19 protein-coding genes are annotated in these 21,321 nt (G+C 46.5%); 12 read left to right on the top strand and 7 right to left on the bottom strand.

Annotated features, from left to right (window positions below; all coding sequences use genetic code 11):
• Nucleotides 1–49 precede the first annotated feature (49 nt).
• From hisH to IEX60_RS02130, 12 genes are all read left to right on the top strand, one after another.
• Nucleotides 50–643: an imidazole glycerol phosphate synthase subunit HisH gene (gene hisH / locus IEX60_RS02180; protein WP_188746906.1), complete on the top strand. Its 594-nt coding sequence runs from the start codon at nt 50–52 to the stop codon at nt 641–643.
• 19 nt (nt 644–662) lie between these two features.
• Entirely contained in the window at nt 663–1,412 is a 750-nt protein-coding gene (locus tag IEX60_RS02175) for a 1-(5-phosphoribosyl)-5-[(5-phosphoribosylamino)methylideneamino]imidazole-4-carboxamide isomerase (protein WP_188746903.1), read from the top strand.
• Between the two features lie 6 nt (nt 1,413–1,418).
• A complete protein-coding gene (hisF, locus tag IEX60_RS02170; RefSeq protein ID WP_188746901.1) occupies nt 1,419–2,171 on the top strand; it encodes an imidazole glycerol phosphate synthase subunit HisF in 753 nt (250 codons plus the stop codon).
• Between the two features lie 16 nt (nt 2,172–2,187).
• Nucleotides 2,188–2,772 (top strand): bifunctional phosphoribosyl-AMP cyclohydrolase/phosphoribosyl-ATP diphosphatase HisIE, encoded by a 585-nt coding sequence (gene hisIE, locus IEX60_RS02165; protein WP_188746899.1) that lies wholly within the window; start codon nt 2,188–2,190, stop codon nt 2,770–2,772.
• Nucleotides 2,773–2,787: 15 nt separating this feature from the next.
• Nucleotides 2,788–3,705, top strand: coding sequence for a WD40 repeat domain-containing protein (locus IEX60_RS02160; protein WP_188746897.1), 918 nt, complete (start codon nt 2,788–2,790; stop codon nt 3,703–3,705).
• Between the two features lie 95 nt (nt 3,706–3,800).
• Entirely contained in the window at nt 3,801–4,145 is a 345-nt protein-coding gene (locus IEX60_RS02155) for a YtxH domain-containing protein (RefSeq protein WP_188746895.1), read from the top strand.
• Nucleotides 4,146–4,191: 46 nt separating this feature from the next.
• Nucleotides 4,192–4,851, top strand: coding sequence for a heme exporter protein CcmB (locus IEX60_RS02150; RefSeq protein ID WP_188746893.1), 660 nt, complete (start codon nt 4,192–4,194; stop codon nt 4,849–4,851).
• Between the two features lie 64 nt (nt 4,852–4,915).
• The gene (gene ccsA, locus IEX60_RS02145; RefSeq protein ID WP_188746891.1) at nt 4,916–5,584 is read left to right on the top strand and encodes a cytochrome c biogenesis protein; all 669 of its coding nucleotides are present in this window, start codon (nt 4,916–4,918) and stop codon (nt 5,582–5,584) included.
• A 205-nt stretch (nt 5,585–5,789) separates the two neighbouring features.
• Nucleotides 5,790–6,008, top strand: coding sequence for a CcmD family protein (locus IEX60_RS24795; protein WP_229717361.1), 219 nt, complete (start codon nt 5,790–5,792; stop codon nt 6,006–6,008).
• Nucleotides 6,009–6,016: 8 nt separating this feature from the next.
• Nucleotides 6,017–7,453: a Glu/Leu/Phe/Val family dehydrogenase gene (locus IEX60_RS02140; protein WP_188746889.1), complete on the top strand. Its 1,437-nt coding sequence runs from the start codon at nt 6,017–6,019 to the stop codon at nt 7,451–7,453.
• A 248-nt stretch (nt 7,454–7,701) separates the two neighbouring features.
• Nucleotides 7,702–10,377: a PAS domain-containing protein gene (locus IEX60_RS02135; protein WP_188746886.1), complete on the top strand. Its 2,676-nt coding sequence runs from the start codon at nt 7,702–7,704 to the stop codon at nt 10,375–10,377.
• A 16-nt stretch (nt 10,378–10,393) separates the two neighbouring features.
• Nucleotides 10,394–10,798 carry a response regulator gene (locus tag IEX60_RS02130; protein WP_188746884.1) on the top strand — a complete coding sequence of 135 codons (405 nt, stop codon included), beginning with the start codon at nt 10,394–10,396 and terminating at the stop codon, nt 10,796–10,798.
• Between the two features lie 7 nt (nt 10,799–10,805).
• Here the strand turns inward: IEX60_RS02130 and IEX60_RS02125 are convergent, their stop codons facing one another.
• The 7 genes from IEX60_RS02125 to IEX60_RS02095 form a co-directional block, all read right to left on the bottom strand.
• A complete protein-coding gene (locus IEX60_RS02125; protein WP_229717360.1) occupies nt 10,806–13,751 on the bottom strand; it encodes an FAD-binding and (Fe-S)-binding domain-containing protein in 2,946 nt (981 codons plus the stop codon).
• Nucleotides 13,752–13,805: 54 nt separating this feature from the next.
• Complete coding sequence (locus IEX60_RS02120; protein ID WP_188746882.1) at nt 13,806–17,246, bottom strand: pyruvate carboxylase; 3,441 nt, start codon at nt 17,244–17,246, stop codon at nt 13,806–13,808.
• A gap of 20 nt (nt 17,247–17,266) precedes the next feature.
• Nucleotides 17,267–18,118 (bottom strand): fumarylacetoacetate hydrolase family protein, encoded by an 852-nt coding sequence (locus tag IEX60_RS02115; protein ID WP_188746880.1) that lies wholly within the window; start codon nt 18,116–18,118, stop codon nt 17,267–17,269.
• Between the two features lie 270 nt (nt 18,119–18,388).
• Entirely contained in the window at nt 18,389–18,790 is a 402-nt protein-coding gene (locus tag IEX60_RS02110) for a hypothetical protein (RefSeq protein ID WP_188746878.1), read from the bottom strand.
• The gene (locus IEX60_RS25020) at nt 18,787–19,215 is read right to left on the bottom strand and encodes a glycosyl hydrolase family 28-related protein (protein WP_308420723.1); all 429 of its coding nucleotides are present in this window, start codon (nt 19,213–19,215) and stop codon (nt 18,787–18,789) included. Before IEX60_RS25020 ends, IEX60_RS02110 begins: the two co-directional genes overlap by 4 nt.
• 7 nt (nt 19,216–19,222) lie before the next feature.
• Nucleotides 19,223–19,948 (bottom strand): GDSL-type esterase/lipase family protein, encoded by a 726-nt coding sequence (locus tag IEX60_RS02100; RefSeq protein ID WP_188746873.1) that lies wholly within the window; start codon nt 19,946–19,948, stop codon nt 19,223–19,225.
• Nucleotides 19,949–19,971: 23 nt separating this feature from the next.
• Nucleotides 19,972–21,315 carry a hypothetical protein gene (locus IEX60_RS02095; RefSeq protein WP_188746871.1) on the bottom strand — a complete coding sequence of 448 codons (1,344 nt, stop codon included), beginning with the start codon at nt 21,313–21,315 and terminating at the stop codon, nt 19,972–19,974.
• Between the last annotated feature and the right edge of the window lie 6 nt (nt 21,316–21,321).

The raw sequence follows: 21,321 nt of genomic DNA, 5'->3' as shown, positions 1-21,321 counted from the left end.
AAGTGAAGCCGACGGCCGAAAGCCGAAAGCTGACAGCTGACAGCTGAATATGACAGGAATCATCAATTACGGGGCAGGCAATATTTTCTCGCTGACGGCAGCGCTGGAGCGTTTACACATTCCGTATGGTATGGTCAATACACAGGATGAATTAGCGGCGTACGACCGCATTGTCATTCCGGGAGTGGGGCATGCAGGTACAGCCATGCGAAAGTTACAGGCATCGGGGCTGGCTGAACCGATTAGGCAACTGAAAAAACCCGTTTTGGGAATTTGTGTAGGTATGCAATTACTTACCTCACATTCAGAGGAGGGCAACAGTCCGCTATTGGATATCGTTCCGTTAAAAACACTACACTTCGAAAACCGGATTGCGGAAAAAGTTCCGCATATGGGATGGAATAAGGTTTTCCACGAAAATCGGTGTGCATTGTTCGCAGATATAAAAAAAGATGCCTACTTTTACTTTGTACACTCTTATTTTATTGAATATAATGCTACTTTTACGGCCGCTTTTACCGAATATGGATTGAAGTTTTCGGCTTCATTACAGGATCGAAACTTCTATGGGGTTCAGTTTCATCCAGAAAAATCGGGGGAAGCGGGAGAACAGTTATTATTGAATTTTTCAAACTTACATTAAAATCAACCTTTCAGAAGATATGTATATCATTCCGGCAATAGATGTATTGGATAAGAAAGTTGTCCGCCTGCGTGAGGGCAATTACGATGATGCAACTGTTTATGAGGTCAGCCTTGAAGAGATGATCGAAAAGTATCAATTCAACGGCACCGAATTTGTGCATATCGTTGACCTCAACGGCGCCAAGGGAGACTTTTCAAATCAGTCGTACTTGTTTGATATTGTCCGCCATACCGACATGAAGGTGCAGTATGGTGGCGGGGTGCGCAGCATTGAAAAGGTAATGGAATTAGTCGATGCGGGAATACACCGGGTGGTAGTGGGTACACAGGCCATTACCAACCCTTCATTTTTGGATGAACTCAGCAAGCTGAACCGGGGCAAACACAAATATGCAGATCAGGTGGTGATCGCCATTGATGTGTTGGACGAAGTCATTAAATATTCCGGATGGATGGAAAGCTCCCCGGTCAAATTACTTGACTATATTGACCGCTGTCTTTCCTTAGGTTTTTTCCGATTCTTATGTACAGATATCAATAAAGATGGCAAATTGGGCGGTGCGGGCGTGGAACTATACAAAAAATTGTTGGATCACTCTCCCATCATTAAACTCATTGCATCCGGGGGTATCAGCTCAATGGACGATATTCACGCGTTAGACGCAATCAAAGTTGAGGCGTGTGTAGTAGGAAAAGCCATTTATGAGAATCGCATTACCATTGAACAAATCAAAGAGTGGAATCTGAAGTCCCTCATCCGTTTTTAAATTGTCATGCTGGCTAAGCGCATCATTCCCTGCTTAGACGTCAAAGATGGGCGTACGGTAAAAGGTGTAAATTTCGTGGACCTCCGCGATGCAGGAGACCCTGTTGAGTTAGCCTGGCAGTACTCCAGGCAGGGTGCAGACGAATTGGTTTTTTTAGACATCACGGCAACGCATGAAAGACGCAAAACTACGGTAGCGTTAGTGAAAGCGGTGGCGAGGCAGGTAAACATCCCGTTTACCATTGGCGGTGGCATCAATGAATTGGCTGACGCTGATGTACTGTTACATGCTGGTGCTGATAAAATCTCCATCAATTCAGCGGCGGTGCGTAATCCTGACCTGATTAACCAATTGGCAGATGCTTTCGGTATACAGTTCGTGGTGGTGGCTGTGGATACACGTTATGTGGATGGTAAAAACTACGTACATCTCAACGGTGGCCGACTAAAAACGGACCTGGAAACCGAACATTGGATTAAGGAAGCGGAAAGCCGGGGGGCCGGAGAAATTTTATTGACTTCCATGGACCATGATGGAACCAAAAACGGCTTTGACTGTTCGTTGCTAAAAAAAATCAACGACCGTTTATCCATCCCGCTGATTGCTTCGGGCGGAGCCGGCAATGAACAGCATTTTGTAGATGTATTTCAACAGAGCAACGTCGATGCTGCTTTAGCTGCTTCGGTATTCCATTACGGCGAAATACTGATTCCCCAATTGAAAGACACGTTGCGGCAACATGGAATTGAAATCAGGTAACACAGGAAACATAAAGATGTTAGATTTTGAAAAAAGCGGGGGACTTGTTCCGGCTATCATACAGGATGCACAGACATTGGAGGTATTAATGCTGGGCTATATGAATGAGGAAGCTTGGCAGAAAACGCAAGCCGAGGGCCGTGTTACGTTTTTCTCAAGGAGCAAAAACAGATTGTGGACAAAAGGCGAAGAAAGCGGCCACTTTCTGAATGTTGTCAGTACACATATCGATTGCGACCAGGATACGATATTGATTAAGGCCCTGCCAAAGGGCCCAACGTGCCATACCGGCAGCCGGAGCTGTTTTAGCACGGATTACAACCAGAATTTTATTTTTGAACTAACAAATATCATCGCGAATCGCTACGAATTTCCGACCACAGATTCGTATGTGAATCGACTCCGTGAACGCGGACTGAATAAAATTGCTCAAAAAGTGGGCGAAGAGGCTGTGGAAACTGTGATTGCCGCGCTAGCCGAAGCGGATAAAGATTTTATCAACGAAACATCCGATCTTGTATTTCACCTATTGGTGTTGCTAACAGAAAAGGGTATTTCATTGGAGACGATTGCCAAAAACCTCGAAAGCAGGCATCGGTAGACAGGACTGGCTACCATGAATACACTCAGGATCCATAAAGCAGGAACGTTATCCGGACACCAAAATCCGATTTTTACGGTTGAAAACGGAGCCACAGCTTCTACTGTATATACCGGCGGTAACGACAAAGGCGTTGTTGAGTGGAATTTGGAGAAGATGGCCTTCGAACGCATTATATATCCGGTGCAGTTTTCCGTATATGCACTGCATCTGTTATCCGGAACCCCACTGCTTGCAGTCGGTACCCGCGATGGCATGGGCAGAATCGTACATACGGAGACCCGCGAGCTGATTGCAAAACTTGAACATCACCGGCGCCCGGTCTTTTCAATTAAATCTTTTAAAACCAAGCCCGAACTTATTTTGGCGTCGGAAGATGGTACGGTATCCGTTTGGAATACGCATACATTCAGTTTATTATATCATTTTAAAGTGTCTGACCAAACAGTCCGCACCATTGCCATAAGCAGCGACGAAAATTGGGTAGCCTTTGGAGCGAAGGATGGGAAAGTCAAGTTATATAGCGCACTTGACTATTCTTTTATCGAAGAACTGCCCGCCCATACCCTTCCCATTACCTCACTGTGCTTTTCGCCCGATGGCCGATATCTACTTACGGGAGGCCGGGACGCAAAACTGAACATCCTAAACACAGCCGATTTTTCCATTGTCAGTACGTTTACCCCACATCTATTTACGGTATATGCCATTAAGTATCACCCTTTTTTACCGGTCTTTGCGACCGCCAGCCGGGATAAAAGTATTAAAATCTGGTCGGCAGACGATTTCAGACTGCTACGGGTCATCAGTCTTGAAAGAGGGTTTGACAGCCACCGGCTTTCTGTAAATGACATCGCATGGAATACGTATAAAAATCAATTGATATCCGTAGGTGACGACAAACAGGCGATTGTTTGGGATATAACCAATTAATCCATAGCCGCAAACATTTTTTGAGATCCCTTGTTCTTACGTTATAAAACCAAGAGTGGTTGAAGAAAGTTATAACAAAAAAAAAGGACATTGAGATGAACACGAAAAACAGCATTGTTACGTATGCATTGGTTGGACTTGCAGCTGGTACAGTAGCGTGGCTACTATTGGGTACAAAGGAAGGCCGCAAACAATTGGATCGCGCGAGTGATGGCATACGCGAGCTATCAAAATCCATTAGAAAGAATACGAAAGACGGTCTACACAAAGCTTCAAAATTAGTCGACCGGGCCTCCAAAGAAATTGACGATCTCCGTACAGAAGCCAAAAGTAAAAGCCAGTCAGCTATCAGCAAAGCAGATCGGTTGGCCAAAGAAGGTATTTCGAAGGCAAGCAATGCGGTTAAAACAGCTACCCGTCGTGCAGAGGAAGAAATATAAGCAGTTACTTAGTCTGCAATAACGCGCGAATTGTATCTTTGCGGGGATGAGCTTACTCAAAGAAGTTACCTCCCTTATTCGCAAAGAGATTTTGCTTGAATGGCGTTTTAAGTATGCCATCAATGGGATTTTACTTTATGTGGTATCTACGGTTTTTGTTTGCTATCAGGCATTTAAATCCGTGGATCCCACTACTTGGAATGCACTATTTTGGATTATTCTTCTGTTCGCGTCGGTCAATGCGATCAATAAAAGCTTCGTCCAGGAAAGCCGTAGCCGTCAGCTGTATTATTATACGATCTCCAGTGCAAAGGCCGTCATCCTTTCCAAAATTGGCTATAATATCCTGGTTATGCTACTGCTTTCTGCAATAGCTTATTTGGTATATTCCATCATCTTTCGAAATCCGTTGGGCGATCCGGTACTCTATTTCCTTGTGGTAATTCTTGGGAGTATGAGTTTTGCCTCCGTATTCACCATGGTGTCTGGTATCAGTGCGAAAGCAGGTAACAACAGTACATTAATGGCGATCCTCAGTTTCCCCATCGTCATCCCCTTATTACTCATTCTTATCAAGGTTTCCAAAAATGCGATGGACGGGCTGGATCGCAGTGTCAGCACGGATGAACTCGTTGTATTATTGGCAATCAATATCATCACGGTGGCCATTTCTTTGTTGTTATTTCCTTACCTTTGGAGAGATTGATTAGTGATCGGTGGTGGGTAATGAGTGATCGGTGTCTAATGTCTAATGTCTGGTGTCTAATAAAATGAAACATTACTGGTGGAAAATTCTGGCAATTCTATTATTGTTGTACAGTATCATTATGGGAATTTTGGGCAAAGTACCGGCGTTGCCTATTGTGCATGAAACAATCCGCAATGTATATTTTCATGTACCCATGTGGTTTGCCATGTTCACCCTTTATCTGATTTCGGTTATTTACAGTATAAAATATTTATCGTCAAATGACCCCAAACATGATCTTGTAGCTGTAGAAAGTGTCAATGTTGGGATTGTCTTTTGTTTACTGGGTTTGGCAACCGGCATGATTTGGGCAAATTTCACTTGGGGGGCCCCCTGGCCAAACGACCCGAAAACAAATGGATCAGCCATCGCTACACTCATGTACCTGGCTTACCTTGTGCTCCGCAATGCGCTGGAGGAAGAACAGAAACGGGGTAGAATATCCGCCATCTATAACATATTCGCTTTCCCAATTATGATCGTGCTTATGTATATCCTTCCCAAAAATACCGACTCATTGCATCCAGGTGCCGGCGGCAACTCAGGATTCGGGGATTTTGACTTGGATGGATCCATGAAAGCGGTTTTATATCCGGCGTCACTGGGCTGGATACTGGTGGGCACCTGGTTAATGACTTTGCGGTTCCGCATTCGAAAACTGGAGTACCAAAGCCATACTGCAGCGGACTAATTTTTGATAGCGCGGCAATTGTAAATTGATAAAACATTAAAACCTGCATGAATTACCCTTTTAAAAAAGGCACAAACGAAGCGAAATGATTTTTTGAACACCGCTGAGAAAAAACAAAAAGTGAAAAATAAATCATGCAAGCTTCATTTCCATCAAAAAATCCAATTATTACAATAAAAATTGACAACGTTTTTCGCAAATCAATATGAAAAAGGTAATTCTTTCTTTGCTCCTAGTTATCAATGGGTTAATATGTAGCTTTGCACAGTCCAACAACGGAGTTGAAATGGCTTCGGGGTTGCGCAGTTCAGGTAAGATTTATGTCGTAGTGGCCGTATTGGTTATCCTATTTTTGGGATTAGCCATATACCTGTTTACTATTGACAAAAAACTTTCGAAATTGGAAAAACAGCAAAAACATTAACGATTGACATGGCTAAATCAAAGGAAAAACCAGTACAAGAACCTCACTTTTTTGACGATGTATCCCAATTTTTTGATCATGCTGCTCAGTTTACCAAGCATCCGCAGGGTCTATTGAATCAGATCAAGGTATGTAACAGTGTTTACCGGTTTAGCTTTCCGTTCCGGAGAGGGGATCAGATTGAGGTAATCAATGCCTGGCGCGTGGAACATTCACAGCACATGCTTCCTACTAAGGGAGGTATTCGGTACAGTGATATGGTCAATGAAGACGAGGTCATGGCGCTTGCTGCTTTGATGACTTATAAGTGTGCAATCGTCAATGTACCGTTCGGAGGCGCAAAAGGCGGAATTTGTATCAATCCAAAAAACTACTCCGTCAGCGAACTGGAAACCATCACGCGTAGATATACGGTCGAATTAATCAAAAAAAATTTTATTGGTCCTGCCATCGACGTTCCCGCACCAGATTACGGTACCGGCGAACGAGAAATGAGCTGGATTGCTGATACATATACCACTATGAATCCGGGGCAGTTGGATGCCTTTGGTTGTGTAACGGGCAAGCCATTGTCTTTGCACGGTATCAGCGGCCGTAAAGCCGCAACCGGACGTGGCGTGGCTATCGCAATACGTGAATGTGTAGATGTGGCCGAAGACATGAATCAAATCGGGCTTACGCCGGGTATTGCCGGAAAAAAAATAATTATACAGGGCCTGGGTAACGTGGGATACAACACAGCTAAAGTGTTGATGGAATTCGGAGCCGTTATCGTAGGCATTTGCGAATACGATGGTGCACTTTATAATCCCGACGGATTGGATCCCGATGCCATTGTCGAACATCGAAAAAACACCGGTTCAATTCTCAACTACAAAAAAGCAACTAAACAGTTTAAAAACCCGGCAGAAGGGCTGGAGCAAGCATGTGATATTCTCGTGCCGGCAGCCCTCGAAAACCAATTAACTGAAGAAAACATCGGTCGTATTAAAGCAAAAATCATTGCGGAGGGCGCCAACGGGCCAACCACTCCGGGTGCTGAAGCACTATTTGTTAAAAATGGCGGCATTATCATACCGGATATGTATTGCAATGCGGGCGGTGTGACCGTTTCTTATTTTGAGTGGCTAAAAAACCTTTCGCACGTAGCTTTCGGCCGGATGGATAAACGATATGAAGAAATGTCCAATCTTAACCTGGTTAACACGGTTGAAACGATCACGGGTAAGTCACTCACCACCGCCCAACGTATGGCTATTGTAAAAGGGGCCGATGAATTGGAGTTAGTCAATTCCGGACTGGAAGATACCATGATACGCTCTTACCATGAAATCCGGGAGATTAAGAATTCGAATAAGGATATTGACACGCTGAGAACAGCGGCCTTTGTGGGGTCAATTGACAAGATTGCCATTTCGTATCAGAATCTGGGTATCTGGCCCTGATTGTAATAATCTCGTCTAAAAGGGATGGCACACCGATAACACGGATCGAGCAGATCAACGCGGATTAATCAGCGAGGATCTTTTTTATCTGCGTTATCGGTGTTCTATTTTTCTCGTTTTTAAACCCCTTTGAGCTTTCCGATTCCTACCTGCAACAATTCTATATCGGATCGATTCATCCACCAAAATATTAGGACATTAACAAAAATCACCTTATTTTTACGGATAACATTAAAAATGTCCCACCGATGCATAAGGAAATGGAATATACGGCTGTGTTTCGGGTTTCACCCACACCTACCCTCATTCTTCTTCCGAATGCACCGTTATTTACCATTGTCGATGCCAATGACTCCTACCTGACCCTAACAAATAAGCAGCGGGAAGAACTACTTGGTAAGGGTTTCTTTGAAGTTTTTCCAACTAATCCATACCTTAACGATAACGAGTGGAAAAAGAGTTTTGATGCGATACTTAGCACTAAACAAGCCCATAAACTCGTTCCGCAGAAATTCGCCTCTCCGGCCATAGCGTCGCCCACACACATCGACATAAAATACCTTGAAATCCAACATACGCCGGTACTCGATGACTGCGGTGAAATACAGTTTATCGTCCGCTCGATGACCGATGTAACTGAGTCCGTAAATCACGGAAAATTCCTTCAAGAGACACAGCAGGCGGCTCGTATCGGCAGTTGGGAGATCAACAGGGCACTCCAGACCATCAGTTGGTCTCAGGAGCTGCGTGAAATCTTTGAGATGGGGCCGGAATATCCGCTGGATTTTCATTCAGCGATGGCTTTTTACAGCGACACTAACGATCGTAAAGCACTCTCAAAGGCGCTTCAAAAGGCAACCCATGACGGTACTATTTTCCGCATTGCCCTCCCGGTGACTACAGCAAAAGGGCATAAGCGGTGGATACTTACCATTGGCAAAGCTGAGCTGGTAAATGGCATATGCGTACGCATATATGGTACGGCACAGGATATTACAGAAAAGAAGAACACCGAAGAAGCACTGATTTCATCTGAGCACAAATTCCACAACCTCATCCAGACCATTGATGGCGTCGTATGGGAGGCCGATGCGGAAACATTTGAAGCAACCTTCATCAGTGACAAGGTGAAATGGCTTTTGGGTTATACTGCCGACGAGTGGCTGGCAGACCCAGGATTTTGGGAGAAAAACATTTATGAGGCCGATCGGGAAAATGCCGTCTCCTATTGTCAGAAACACACCAAAAAATCCGCAAACCACACCTTTGACTACCGCATGGTTAAGAAAAATGGCGACATCATCTGGATCAAAGATATCGTATCGGTTATTTCCGAATCCAACAAACCACGCTGGCTACGGGGCATTATGGTCGATATTACAGAAGCCAAACGTTTTGCCGAGTTGAATCAACTTGAACGGACCATATTGGAACTCAATGAAAAAAAAGACGCTTCGATTGAACATATACTTTCCACCTACGTGTTAGGTATCGAAGCCCTATTCCCGGGAATGGCCTGTTCCATCAATCAAATCCGAAACGGACGTCTCTTTAGCTGGATAGCGCCATCGTTGCCAACAGCCTACCTCCAACACATCCACAACTTACCCATAGGTGAGTATGCAGGATCATGTGGAAGTGCAGCGTATACCAAAAAGCCGGTGATCGTCGCCGATATTGCGAACAACCCCCTATGGGCAGATTTTAAAGAACAACCGCTGAACCACGGACTCAAATCCTGTTGGTCTTCTCCTGTTGTCAATGCGCAAGGCGAAGTTGTGGCCGTTTTCGGTATCTATTACAAGCACATCCGGAATCCAAATGAAGACGAATTGGCATTCATCGATCGTGCCGGTGCATTCCTGAATATGATTCTGGAGAATCATCATCATGCAGAACTTGCTCAAGAAACGACGCTGATGATGCAACAAGGGCAGGCATTGGCTCACTTAGGTACCTGGCAATGGGATATCGAATCCGACCATGTCACTTGGTCAGATACCCTTTTCGATATCTATGGGCTTGATAAAGCCGCATATACTCCCGGCTTCAGTGCGTATCTGTCGCGTGTACACGCTGACGATCGGCAACGTGTTTATGATATCCTCCACAACGCCATTAAAAAGGGAAAAGATACCGTATTTGAAGAACGAATTGTACGCCCGGAAGGAGAAATTCGACACCTTAGATCTTGGGCAAAACTTGTTCTTAAGGCCGATGGTTCGCGGAAAATGATCGGTGCATGCCTGGACATTACAGAAGCTAAATTGGCAGAACTGGCGCTGAATAAGCTGCATGCAGAAATTGAGCAGCAACTTAAAATTGTAGCAGAATCAGAAAAGAAGTACAGCAACCTCTTTCACCTGAGCCCACAGCCCATGTGGGTATACGATCTCGATACCTATCGCTTTCTGGACGTAAATGACGCCGCTATCAAGCATTATGGATACACGCGCGAGGAATTCCTTGCAATGACCATACGGGATATCCGACCACCTGAAGAGATACCGAAAATGGAAGCGGCGGTAGCCTACTCCAAGCAACATGACGAATTATTCACAACCAGTGTCTATGTACACCGAAAAAAAAGCGGGGAGCGGATCTATGTCGAAGTAAAAAGCAACATTATTAAGTTCCATGGCCGAAAAGCTGAGGTAATTCTGGCACATGATATCAGCGAAAAACTGGATTATATCCAAGCCATAGAGGCACAAAACAAAAAACTGCAAGACATTGCCTGGATGCAATCTCATGTGGTGAGAGCCCCGTTGGCACGCATTATGGGACTCGCAGATCTCATTCAACATTGTCCCGATTCGGGCATCGAAAGCGACGAATTACTGGGGGCCATTAAGGATTCTGCGACTGAGTTAGATAATATTTTGAGGGATATCACGGATAAAACTGAGCAGATTAGCAGATAAAAATAAATGCAGATCGATGGAGTTACGCGTCATGGTCGTCGATGACGACAAAATGTTCAATCTGATCGCTAAGGTATTGCTCCGAGACACAGGCATCGCGTGCAACCCAACCATCTGCACAAACGGTGAGGAAGCCCTTGAGACCATTGGACAAGAAATTGCGCTCGACAAATTCTTTTTGGTTTTCCTTGATATTAACATGCCGGTGAAGAATGGATGGCAGGTACTTGACGCGTTACAGGCGTTTCCTTATCCGGAAAATATTCACGTCGTCATTGTAACTTCTTCCATTAACAAAGCGGATAGGAAACGTGCTAAAACCTATCCCCAGTTGATCGATTATCTGATCAAACCTATAAAAAGAGAGAGCCTACTTGCCCTGAAGTCATCAAGCTATTTAACGACTTTTTTTTCGTACTGATTGCCGATTACGGTTCCTTCTTATGCAGAGCTTCCCATAGGATTTCGACCGGATGGTACGCTTTTCTGCCCGCACCGTCTTTAATTTGATGGCGGCAACTGGTACCGGGTGCGGCAATTAAGATGCTGTCAGGCGTCTTCCTGACCGTTGGGAGCAATACCAGCTCGCCCACCTTCATGGACACCTCGTAATGCTCCTTTTCGTAGCCAAAAGACCCCGCCATACCACAACATCCGGAAGGAATGACTTCTACCCGGTATCCTTCGGGAAACGCAAGAATTTTGGCGGTTTTATCCACCAGATGAAAAGCCTTTTGGTAACAGTGTCCATGCAGTTTAATGTCGCGAGGTGCCCCCTCAAACCTAGAACGTTGGATGTATCCCGACTCCATTTCCTTTGCCAGAAACTCGTCGATAAGCAATGCATTCCCTGCCAGTTTGTAGGCATCTGCCACGAGCTCCTTATCGACCAGCTCCGGATATTCATCGCGGAAGGTCAGAATTGCTGACGGCTCGATACCGACCAGCGGTGTCTCCGCGGTGACAATATCTTTCAGGTAACGCACATTCCGGTTGGCAATTTCCTTCGCTTTCCGCAGCAGCCCTTTGGAAAGGTAAGTCCGACCACTTTCCAAATGCCGGGCCAGCTTTACTTCGTAGCCCAGTGCCGTCAGCAGTCGATAGGTTGTTTGGCCGATACTTACGTCGTTATAGTCTGTAAATTCATCACAGAACAGATAGACCTGCCGTCCCCGTGTACCCGTTTGACTGACTGGCCGCTGCTTCTTCACCCACTTACGCAGCGTTGTATCCCCTACGTCCGGCAGTGACCGGTCTTTGGCGAATCCCAACATCCGCTTTACCACAGCAGAGAGCGCTTTATGGTGAATAACCGCATTATATAGCCTTGGAAAAAAAGAGGCAAGCTGCTGCGATTTGGTAAAGTTGGCAATGACCCAAGCACGGAAAGGGGTGCCGTTTGCGTCGTAGTAATGCTGCAGGAATTCAGCTTTCATTTTCGCTATGTCGACACTCGACGGACATTCCGTTTTGCAACCTTTGCAGCTTAGGCACAAATCCATCACCTCCTTAATTTCGGGATGATCAAATCGGTTGGCTTTCGATGAATGGGTCAGAAATTGGCGCAGCATGTTAGCACGTGCGCGTGTGGTATCCTTCTCCTCGCGCGTAGCCATGTACGAAGGGCACATGGTTCCTCCTGTAATGTGCGTCTTACGGCAATCGCCGGAACCAGAACATTTCTCGGACAACCGGAGGATGCTTTCCTGACGGCTGAAATCGAATACAGTGTCGATTTTGATGGACGAAGTATCCTGTTCATAACGCAGGGATTTGTCCATCGGTGGCGTATCGACGATCTTATGGGCATTGAAGATGCCACTTGGATCAAAAATGCGTTTGACCTGTTGCAGCAATTGGTATACGTCTTTGCCCAGGGCATTGGCTATGAACTCGCCACGTAACCGTCCGTCGCCATGCTCGCCACTAAGCGAACCATTGTATTTACGTACCAACTTGACGGTCTCAGCCAATACACTCCGAAAGGCGCGGCGCCCTTCGGCGGTCTTCAGGTTAATCAACGGCTCCACATGCAGCTCGCCAGCACCCGCATGTGCATAATAGGAGGCATTCAACCCGTGATCCGTCAACACACCCTGTAAATCCGTGATGTAGGCAGGTAGGTCTTCGGGCGATACCGCACAATCTTCAATCAGGTTTACGGGCTGCGTATCTCCCGGTAGGTTACGGATAAGTCCGAGGCCTGCCTTACGTACGTCCCATACCAGGTTGGTCTGCGGACCGGTGATCAACGGATGCGCATACCCCAGTCCTTGTGTCCTTAACTCCTGCCGCAGGGAATTGGCCTTAGCCGCTACTTCTTCCAATGTCTCTCCCCTGAACTCCACCATCAGCAGTGCTTCGGGGTCCCCCTCGATGAAGAAGCGGTTATATTGATACGTTGGATGTCCCTTGGTGAAATCCATGATATACTTATCTACCAGTTCTGACGCCTCGGGATGATGCCGAAGGGCAACGATATTCGCGTGCAGGGATTCGATAAGTGTATGGCAGTGGATGCATAGCAGTCCGATTTCTTTCGGGGGCAACGGCAACAGATTGAGCTTCGCTTCGGTGAGGATCCCTAATGTACCCTCTGATCCGGCGAGCAGTTTGCAGAAGTTGAAAGGCTTTGTTGTGTCACCTAATAGATCCAGTGCATATCCCGTATTACGCCGGGTAAGCGACGGTTTGGGATAGCCCGCCTTGATGGCTTCCTGATTTACCGGATTCGACAACAGGTCATTCATTGCCCGATAAATATCGCCCTCACGATTGGTCAGTGTTAATTTGCTGAATAACGTTCCCTCATCCACTGCTTCGAACACCGCTTCCGAACCATCGTCGAGCAATACGTTTGCCGACAGGAGGTGACTGCGCGTATCCCCCCACGAAATAGAATGTAAGCCGCTGGAATTATTGCCCACCATTCCACCGATCATTGCCCGGCTGGCGGTGGACGTTTCCGGGCCAAACATCAATCCATATGGTTTCAGGTAAGCGTTGAGGTCATCGCGGATAACTCCCGGTTGTACCCGTACCCAACGCTCTTCCACGTTCAATTCCAGTACACGATTAAAGTGCTTGGATACATCCACCACGATGCCCTGGCCAACCACCTGTCCTGCTAAGGAAGTCCCCGCCGTCCGTGGAATCAATGTTACGCCTCCGCTAGATGCAAATGTAATCAGGGCTTTTAGATCCGCTACATCTTTGGGAATAGCTACCGCTAGCGGACGCTCCTGATAGACGGATGCATCCGTGGAATAGGCACGAAGTATCGTTTGATGTTGGGTACTATCGTCGTAATAGATAGGACCTTTCAGGGTTTTGCTTAACGTCAATAAACTTTCGTCCATTTTGTACACTCCCATTCTCAATTGTTAAAGATACACATCCCCTGGCTATTAACGATACACGCGCATTGATTATTCCAACTCCAACACCAGGTCATCGGTATTTACCAGCGTTCCTGCCGAGAGTTCCACCTGTTTCACTACACCTTGCACCGCTGAAGTGACAGTGGTTTCCATTTTCATTGCTTCGATAACAAACAGCGGCTGATTTGCCGACACCGTATCCCCAACTGCAACAAAAACCGCAGTCAGCATCCCTTGCAAAGGAGATCCCACCTGCCTTGGATCGGATGGATTCACTTTTCTATTTTCCTTCCGCACGGTTTCAGATTTTCCATCCCGTATTTCAAGATTCCGGGTCTGCCCATTTAATTTAAAGAATACGGTACGATTACCTTCGTGATCGGCGGGGCCAATGGATACCAACTTCACCAAGAGGGTCTTTCCTTTTGTCAGCTGCACAGTGGTTTCTTCCCCGGGTTCCATACCATACAGAAAATACTGAGTAGGTACGACCGATACGTCTCCATATTTCCGGTAAGCTTTCAGGTATTCTCCAAATACTTTCGGATAAAATTGATAGCTCAGATAATCTGTAAATGTCAAGTCTTCTCCATTCTCCTTCAAAAACAACTTGAAATCTGCCTCCAGATTCAAAGGAGGTAAGTGTTTATTGGGACGCTCGGAATAAGCCTGTTGTCCCTTCAAAACCATACGCTGCAATTTAATAGGGAAACCTCCTTCGGGTTGGCCAATGTCTCCGCGGAAGAAAGATACCACCGAATCAGGAAACGACAAACTATCTCCTCGCGATAATACATCGTCTTTGCTCAAGTTATTGGCCACCATGTATTGCGCCATGTCACCCACCACTTTGGAACTGGGGGTTACTTTTACAATGTCGCCAAACAGTTCATTGGCCTCCGCGTAACTACGTTTGATGTCGTCAATCCGGTCACCCAATCCCAATGCCGTCGCCTGCTGTTTCAAATTGGAGTATTGCCCTCCCGGAATTTCGTGACGGAATACCTCTGCGGATCCGGCTTTCATGCCCGACTCAAAAGGCGCATAATAGGTCCGTACCGTCTCCCAGTAATCACTGTAGGCGTTGAGACTATCGATATCAAAAGGGTTCTCACGTTCGTGAAAACGCATCATTTCAACCACCGCATTGAAATTGGGTTGGGAAGTCAGCCCCGATAGTGCACCCAACGCGCAGTCTACCACGTCAACGCCCGCCTCAATGGCCTTGAGATAGGTAGCGGTCTGCAACGATGACGTATCATGTGTGTGGAGATGAATGGGTATTTTTACGGTATCCTTCAATGCAGCAACGAGCTCTGCCGCGGCGTAAGGTTTTAATAGACCTGACATGTCTTTGATACCCAACATATGGGCACCGGCATTCTCCAGATCCTTCGCCATACGCAGGTAGTAGTTGAGGTCGTACTTTGTGCGTTGCGGGTTCAGGATATCTCCGGTATAACACAATGTCCCCTCAGCGATACCACCGGTACGTTTCCGTACCATCTCAATACAGGGTGCAATGTTTTCCATCCAATTGAGCGAATCGAAGATGCGGAATAAGTCCACGCCGGTCTCCCAACTTTTTTCCACGAATGCGGCTATCAGGTTATCAGGATAAGCGGAGTAGCCTACCCCGTTACATCCACGGATGAGCATCTGCAAAAGAATATTGGGAATTGCTTTGCGTAAATTTGCCAAGCGCTTCCACGGATCTTCCAATTGAAAACGTAAGCAAACATCAAACGTGGCGCCGCCCCACACTTCCATACTGAATACCTGTGGATGCGCTTTTGCAAACCCCGAAGCCACCTTCAGCATGTCATACGTACGGACACGTGTAGCTAATAGGGACTGATGCGCATCGCGCAGGGTGGTATCTGTATAATGAATCCGTTTGTCGTTCACCAGCCATTCGCATAATCCTTCGGGACCGAGTTCAGTGAGACGGTCTTTTGTACCTTTTGGAAAAGGCGCATGCGGGTTGGCCATTGGTACTACCGGCAATTCCAGTTTCGGCGGCTTCGGCTTGCCTTTGGTATCCGGATTCCCATTGACCGAAAGCTCTCCAAGGAATGCCAACAATTTGGTACCACGATCTTGTCTCCCCGCTGATTTGAACAATTCGGGATGCATGGCGATAAACCCCACAGTCGCCCGCCCCGATAGAAATACCGGATGGGTCACCAAGTTCTCCAAAAAGCCGATGTTATTTTTTACACCCCGGATACGAAATTCCCGGAGCGCCCTATCCATCCGCTTGGCAGCCTCCTCCAGCGTATTACCATGTGTACTCACCTTGGCCAACATCGAATCAAAGAATGGGCTCACTTTCATGCCCGGATACGCACTGCCTTCATCCAATCGCACACCAAATCCAGCAGCATTTCGATAGGTAATAATGGTGCCATAGTCTGGCTTGAAACCATCCGACGGGTCTTCGGTCGTAATGCGGCACTGGATGGCGTAACCATTCAACGGGATTGCTTCCTGATCTCCCAAGCCAACCTGTGGATCGGTGAGCCTGTATCCGGAAGCGATGTATAGTTGGGTTTTAATAAGATCAATACCCGTGACCATTTCTGTAACGGTATGCTCAACCTGGATACGTGGATTTACTTCGATGAAATAAACCCGGCCTTCTCCATCCACCAAAAACTCGACTGTGCCGACATTGTTATATCCCGCTTCATGGGCAATAGCCGTTGCATAGGAATATAATCTGTCGCGGGTTTCCTCCGCAAGGTTTGCCGCCGGAGCAACCTCTACAACCTTCTGGAATCTACGCTGTACCGAACAATCGCGTTCATACAGATGCATCACGTTGCCATGGTGATCGCCCACAATCTGTACTTCAATATGCCGGGGATTTTCGATGTATTTTTCCAGAAAGACGGTTCCATCTCCAAACGCGTTCAATGCTTCGTTCCTCGCGCTGTCAAATGCAACCTCCAGCTCACTGTCATTACGTACCACCCGCATTCCGCGGCCACCGCCACCTGCTGCCGCTTTAAGCATTAAGGGATAACCGATACGCCATGCTTCGGATAATGCCGCAGCGATGCTATCTAATGCTTCACGGCTGCTGCCAATAATAGGTACACCTGCCTTCTGCGCTGCGGCTTTGGCACGCACTTTATCGCCCAATTTATCCATTACTTCCGGAGACGGACCGATGAAAATAATACCCTCTTCGGCGCAACGTCGCGCAAATGCCGCATTTTCAGACAAAAAACCATATCCCGGATGGATCGCGTCTACACCACTTTCTTTGGCAGTGGTCAGGATAGCTTCCATATCCAGATAGGGTTTAAGCGGCTCGCTATCCAACCCGATTTGGTAAGCTTCGTCTGCCTTATAACGATGCAACGAGTATCGATCTTCAAACGTATAAACGGCTACCGTACCAATACCCAACTCATTGCACGCCCGACTAATCCGGATGGCAATCTCACCGCGATTGGCGATGAGTACTTTTTTGATGTTCATATGCTCTTCCCTTTAGGGGTTTATGCCTGTTCGCAAACCTGTTTCTGCTCACCGAGCCCTTCCACACTGAGTTCTACTACGTCGCCGGATTTCAGGTAGACGGGAGGTTTCATTCCCAAACCCACGCCAGCGGGAGTACCTGTCAGGATTAGATCTCCAGCTTCCAAGGTCATGAACTGCGACAGGTAATGAATGATATAATATACATCGAAGATCAGATTTTTCGTACTGCCCTCCTGCATAGTCCGGCCATTTACAAGGAGCTTCAGCTGTAAGTTATGTACATCCGTCACTTCATCGGCCGTCAACAACCAAGGGCCTGTAGGACTGAAATTGTCGCACGACTTTCCCTTTGTCCACTGACCGCCGCGCTCCAACTGAAACGCGCGTTCAGACACGTCATTGACGACACAGTATCCCAGGATATATTCCTTCGCCTCGTCCGTGTTCTGTAGGTACCGCGCATTTTTGCCGATAACCACTCCGAGCTCCACTTCCCAATCTGTCTTTTCACTGCCACGCGGAATGACAATGGGATCGTAGGGACCAACCACCGTATTGGATCCTTTCTGAAAGACAATAGGCTCCTGTGGAATCGCCATATTCGACTCTTTGGCGTGATCGGAATAATTCAGCCCGATACAGATGACCTTGCCCGGACGGGCAATGGGTGCTGCCCAGCGTTCATTTTCGCTTACCGCGGTGGGTCTGGGATTGATGGAAAGGTATTCCTTTATGCGCTCCAGCCCTCCCTCGTTGAAAAAGCTGCGGTCCCAATCGCGAAAACGGCTGGAAAGGTCCCGCCTTGTGCCATGTTCATCCAAAATACCCGGGCGCTCTGCCCCCGGGGCACCGAAACGGATTAACTTCATAATGGTTGTAGAATTTTATATCGATATGCAACAATTTATTCAAATCGATTGCGTCACTCATCCCTTCACCTCAAAAATAGTAAGCATGCCTGGTATTATTCCTTATATGGCAATATAACATGTGATTTTGATAAGATTGGATAGTGGCATGAGAAACACATATCAACTGCTGATTATTGACAGTAACAAAATTAACCAACCAATAGGTTGATGCCCGCCTATCGTTTACCGGATTTTATAACAGATTTATCCAAAGGCATATTACCTAGCTTAACATACAATGGGGCCATGATCGGCAAGCCGCAGCTCACCCGAATCAAGTACCGAATGGCCAATATGCGTGCTGGGAGAGAAGATTTTATAATTTCCCGCTCGATTAGCTTTCAAGATAAGATTCGTAAGAATATTGAATGGATGGTTATCCGGTTTATCCAGGCACTCCTGCAGGCCAAAACCATCATTCTCAAACAGATGCAGGGCCGTCCAAGAAGTTTGTTGGCAATCAATCAGGTGGATCCCATCTCCGGTATTAAAGCGGCTACTGACCACTGAAAACACGAGATCCGAAGTGCGATGACCTAATATTCCATGTGCCTTTAAGGGAGAATCCGGCATTTTACTCCTTCCGGCTGTCGTTACATTGGAGCCATTTACAAATCGGCAATCTTTCATATGTAGGCCATTTTGGCTACATAACGACGACACAATAGCAACCAAATAAAGGTACCAAACCTGCTCGAATCGAAATCCATCCCCGCCGACATAGTCAGCCATACACGTATTGAAATGTACCGCTTCGCAGATAAGCCAACAACAAGGATATTACTTCCTCCTCCGCAAATTATTATGGGTCTTGAAATGGTCAGGTTACTTACAACATAGTGTACAGGACAAGGCGGAAACTCCAACTCACCTCCAATATCTTCCGTTGCTTTTATCGCTTCTTGGATTGCCGATGTATCATCATGAATACCATCCCCTTTGGCTCCGAAGGACTTCACATTGAATCGTGTTGTCCGATGCGTATCGGTGGCAGTAGCCGCCATCAAACTACCGGCAGAAAGCAATGTCGTTGAAGCACCTACGGATGCAAGCAATGCTCGTCTACTTATTGTTTTCGGCGTATTTCCCATAAGCTTTCAAGATTGAAGCGATTGTTAGGGGTAGCATCTTTGCATATCCTGCCCTATTGGGATGTACGCCGTCTTCCGTCCAATCCTTCCCAATCCCTTTCCGTTCGTCTACCAGTAACGAATAATAGTCTATATAAACCAATTTCTTGCGCTTGGCGTAATTACTGAGTTTAGCATTTAGTGCTGCAATCTTTGGGATGGGTCGTACGTCGGGGCAACAATAAAATTCATGGGCAGGTAATACGGAGCAAAGTGCCACCTCAACCTGCCGATTTAAGGCTAACTCCACCATTTGAGTAATGTTGATAAAAATAGAATCTACCGTTATTGACCCACCCAATCCAGCAATATCATTCGTTCCTCCCATCAGCACAACTATTTCCGGATCGGCGGCCAGTACATCCGCTTCAAACCGATTAAGCATTTGGAATGTTGTTTGCCCAGCAATCCCACGATTAACCCAATATCCCCCGTCAAAGAGTTCCGGATAATATGTTTCCCAACCCAAGGTGATTGAGTTTCCCATAAAAACCACCTTCGGCTGTTTCCCATCTAAATAATGCATGGAAGACTGCACGTATTGAAATGGCATCAGGTACAGCAGTGCCACAGCAACCTGCATCCTGTTGGTAGTCGGAAGCCTTAGCTTAGCGTTTCCCCATAATATCGGGATCAGGACAACTAATCCAACAAACAAATTCCGAACTATTTTGGCGATCGTCATAGCTCAGAACCTGCGATGTCCAACAAACGAGTTCTCAACCTTTCCAAATATTCTTCAGGCGCAATAGGCAACGGAAATTGAAAAGCGGTATTCGCTTCAACATATGCCAAAGCATCCAATGCAGCATTTGCTTGCTTATATTTGGAGTTAAACGAAGGCATCCGAAAGGAGGGAGGGATACTCGCCTCCCAGGTGCTGTTATTTTCTACAAACATCAGCACATCGGCAAGTACACGCCTCGTATCCGCATTAGCAATGAGTCCAGCAAAATCGTCAATCACTTGTTCAGGCGTTAATAGGGGATCCGAACACATTCGTCCCAATGCATATACGTTTAGTACCTCTGTTTGGAATCCCAAGGAATCGATTGCAGCATTCACGATCATTCCATTGAGCCCCAACTTCCTAGACACTACCACAATATCCCGTATATACCTTGTCTCAGATTGGGTGGGATGGACCTTGGAAATTAAGTAACCCGTGTAACCGTCATCAACTTCATCAATGAGAAAGTACGGCCACGCCCATTGTTGCTTTACTCCCCTAGCGTATAAATCAGCGATATCTTGCTTCGTGGGATATTTCTCTGGTTCAAGCCCCGCCTTTGTATATTCATGTAATGCCAATGATCGGTAATAATTATGCAATGGAAATTCGATCCCAGTCTCCTTAAAATCGGTATTAGCAAGCAACACTTTACTGTATTCAACTTCTTTTCTCCAAAAATCAACCGAAAAAGGAGATATATTGATGTCATCCCAATGCGTTATTGCCCACAAATTGATATTGAACAACGAATGGGGAGCATATTGTCCAACCATGGCCTGTACTTTCAACGCCATCTCCCAAAAATACTTCACTCCATCCGAGCCTAATTTAGAGGGAGCACCACCGGGATCTCCCGCGAAAAACGTGATGCTGTTGGCAATAGATAAACTTTGAATAACTAGTTTGATATCGGCTAGACGCCCGGTCATTTGTTGTTCATCCCTTGGGTCGTAACTGTGTCCGGTCTTACTGATATTGGAAAGCAGCACAATACCTACTTTGAACCCTGCCTCCTGGGCATCTTCAATGCGTTTACGATAAGCCACCAGATTAGCATCACGTACCGCCGGCGGCACAAAGCTGATACCGGTAACTAGGAAGAAAATCGTATTATAACCGCTGGCTTTCCAGAATTCATAATCACCTGTTGTTTCTCTTGCCCAGGATGGCCACAAGTATACACCCACGGTCTCGAAAGTCGAGTCGGGCAGCGGGGTACTTCGCTGCAACATCGCCTGCGTTGTTTCCATATACAGCAGCAAAGAAGCCAGCAACCCCAATATTCGAAACATTGCCCA

The sequence above is a fragment of the Parapedobacter defluvii genome (genome assembly GCF_014642075.1).
GTDB classification, from domain to species: Bacteria; Bacteroidota; Bacteroidia; order Sphingobacteriales; family Sphingobacteriaceae; genus Parapedobacter; species Parapedobacter defluvii.
The sequence above is the reverse complement of the archived record's forward strand: the minus strand, read 5'-3'. Positions and strand labels throughout refer to the sequence as shown.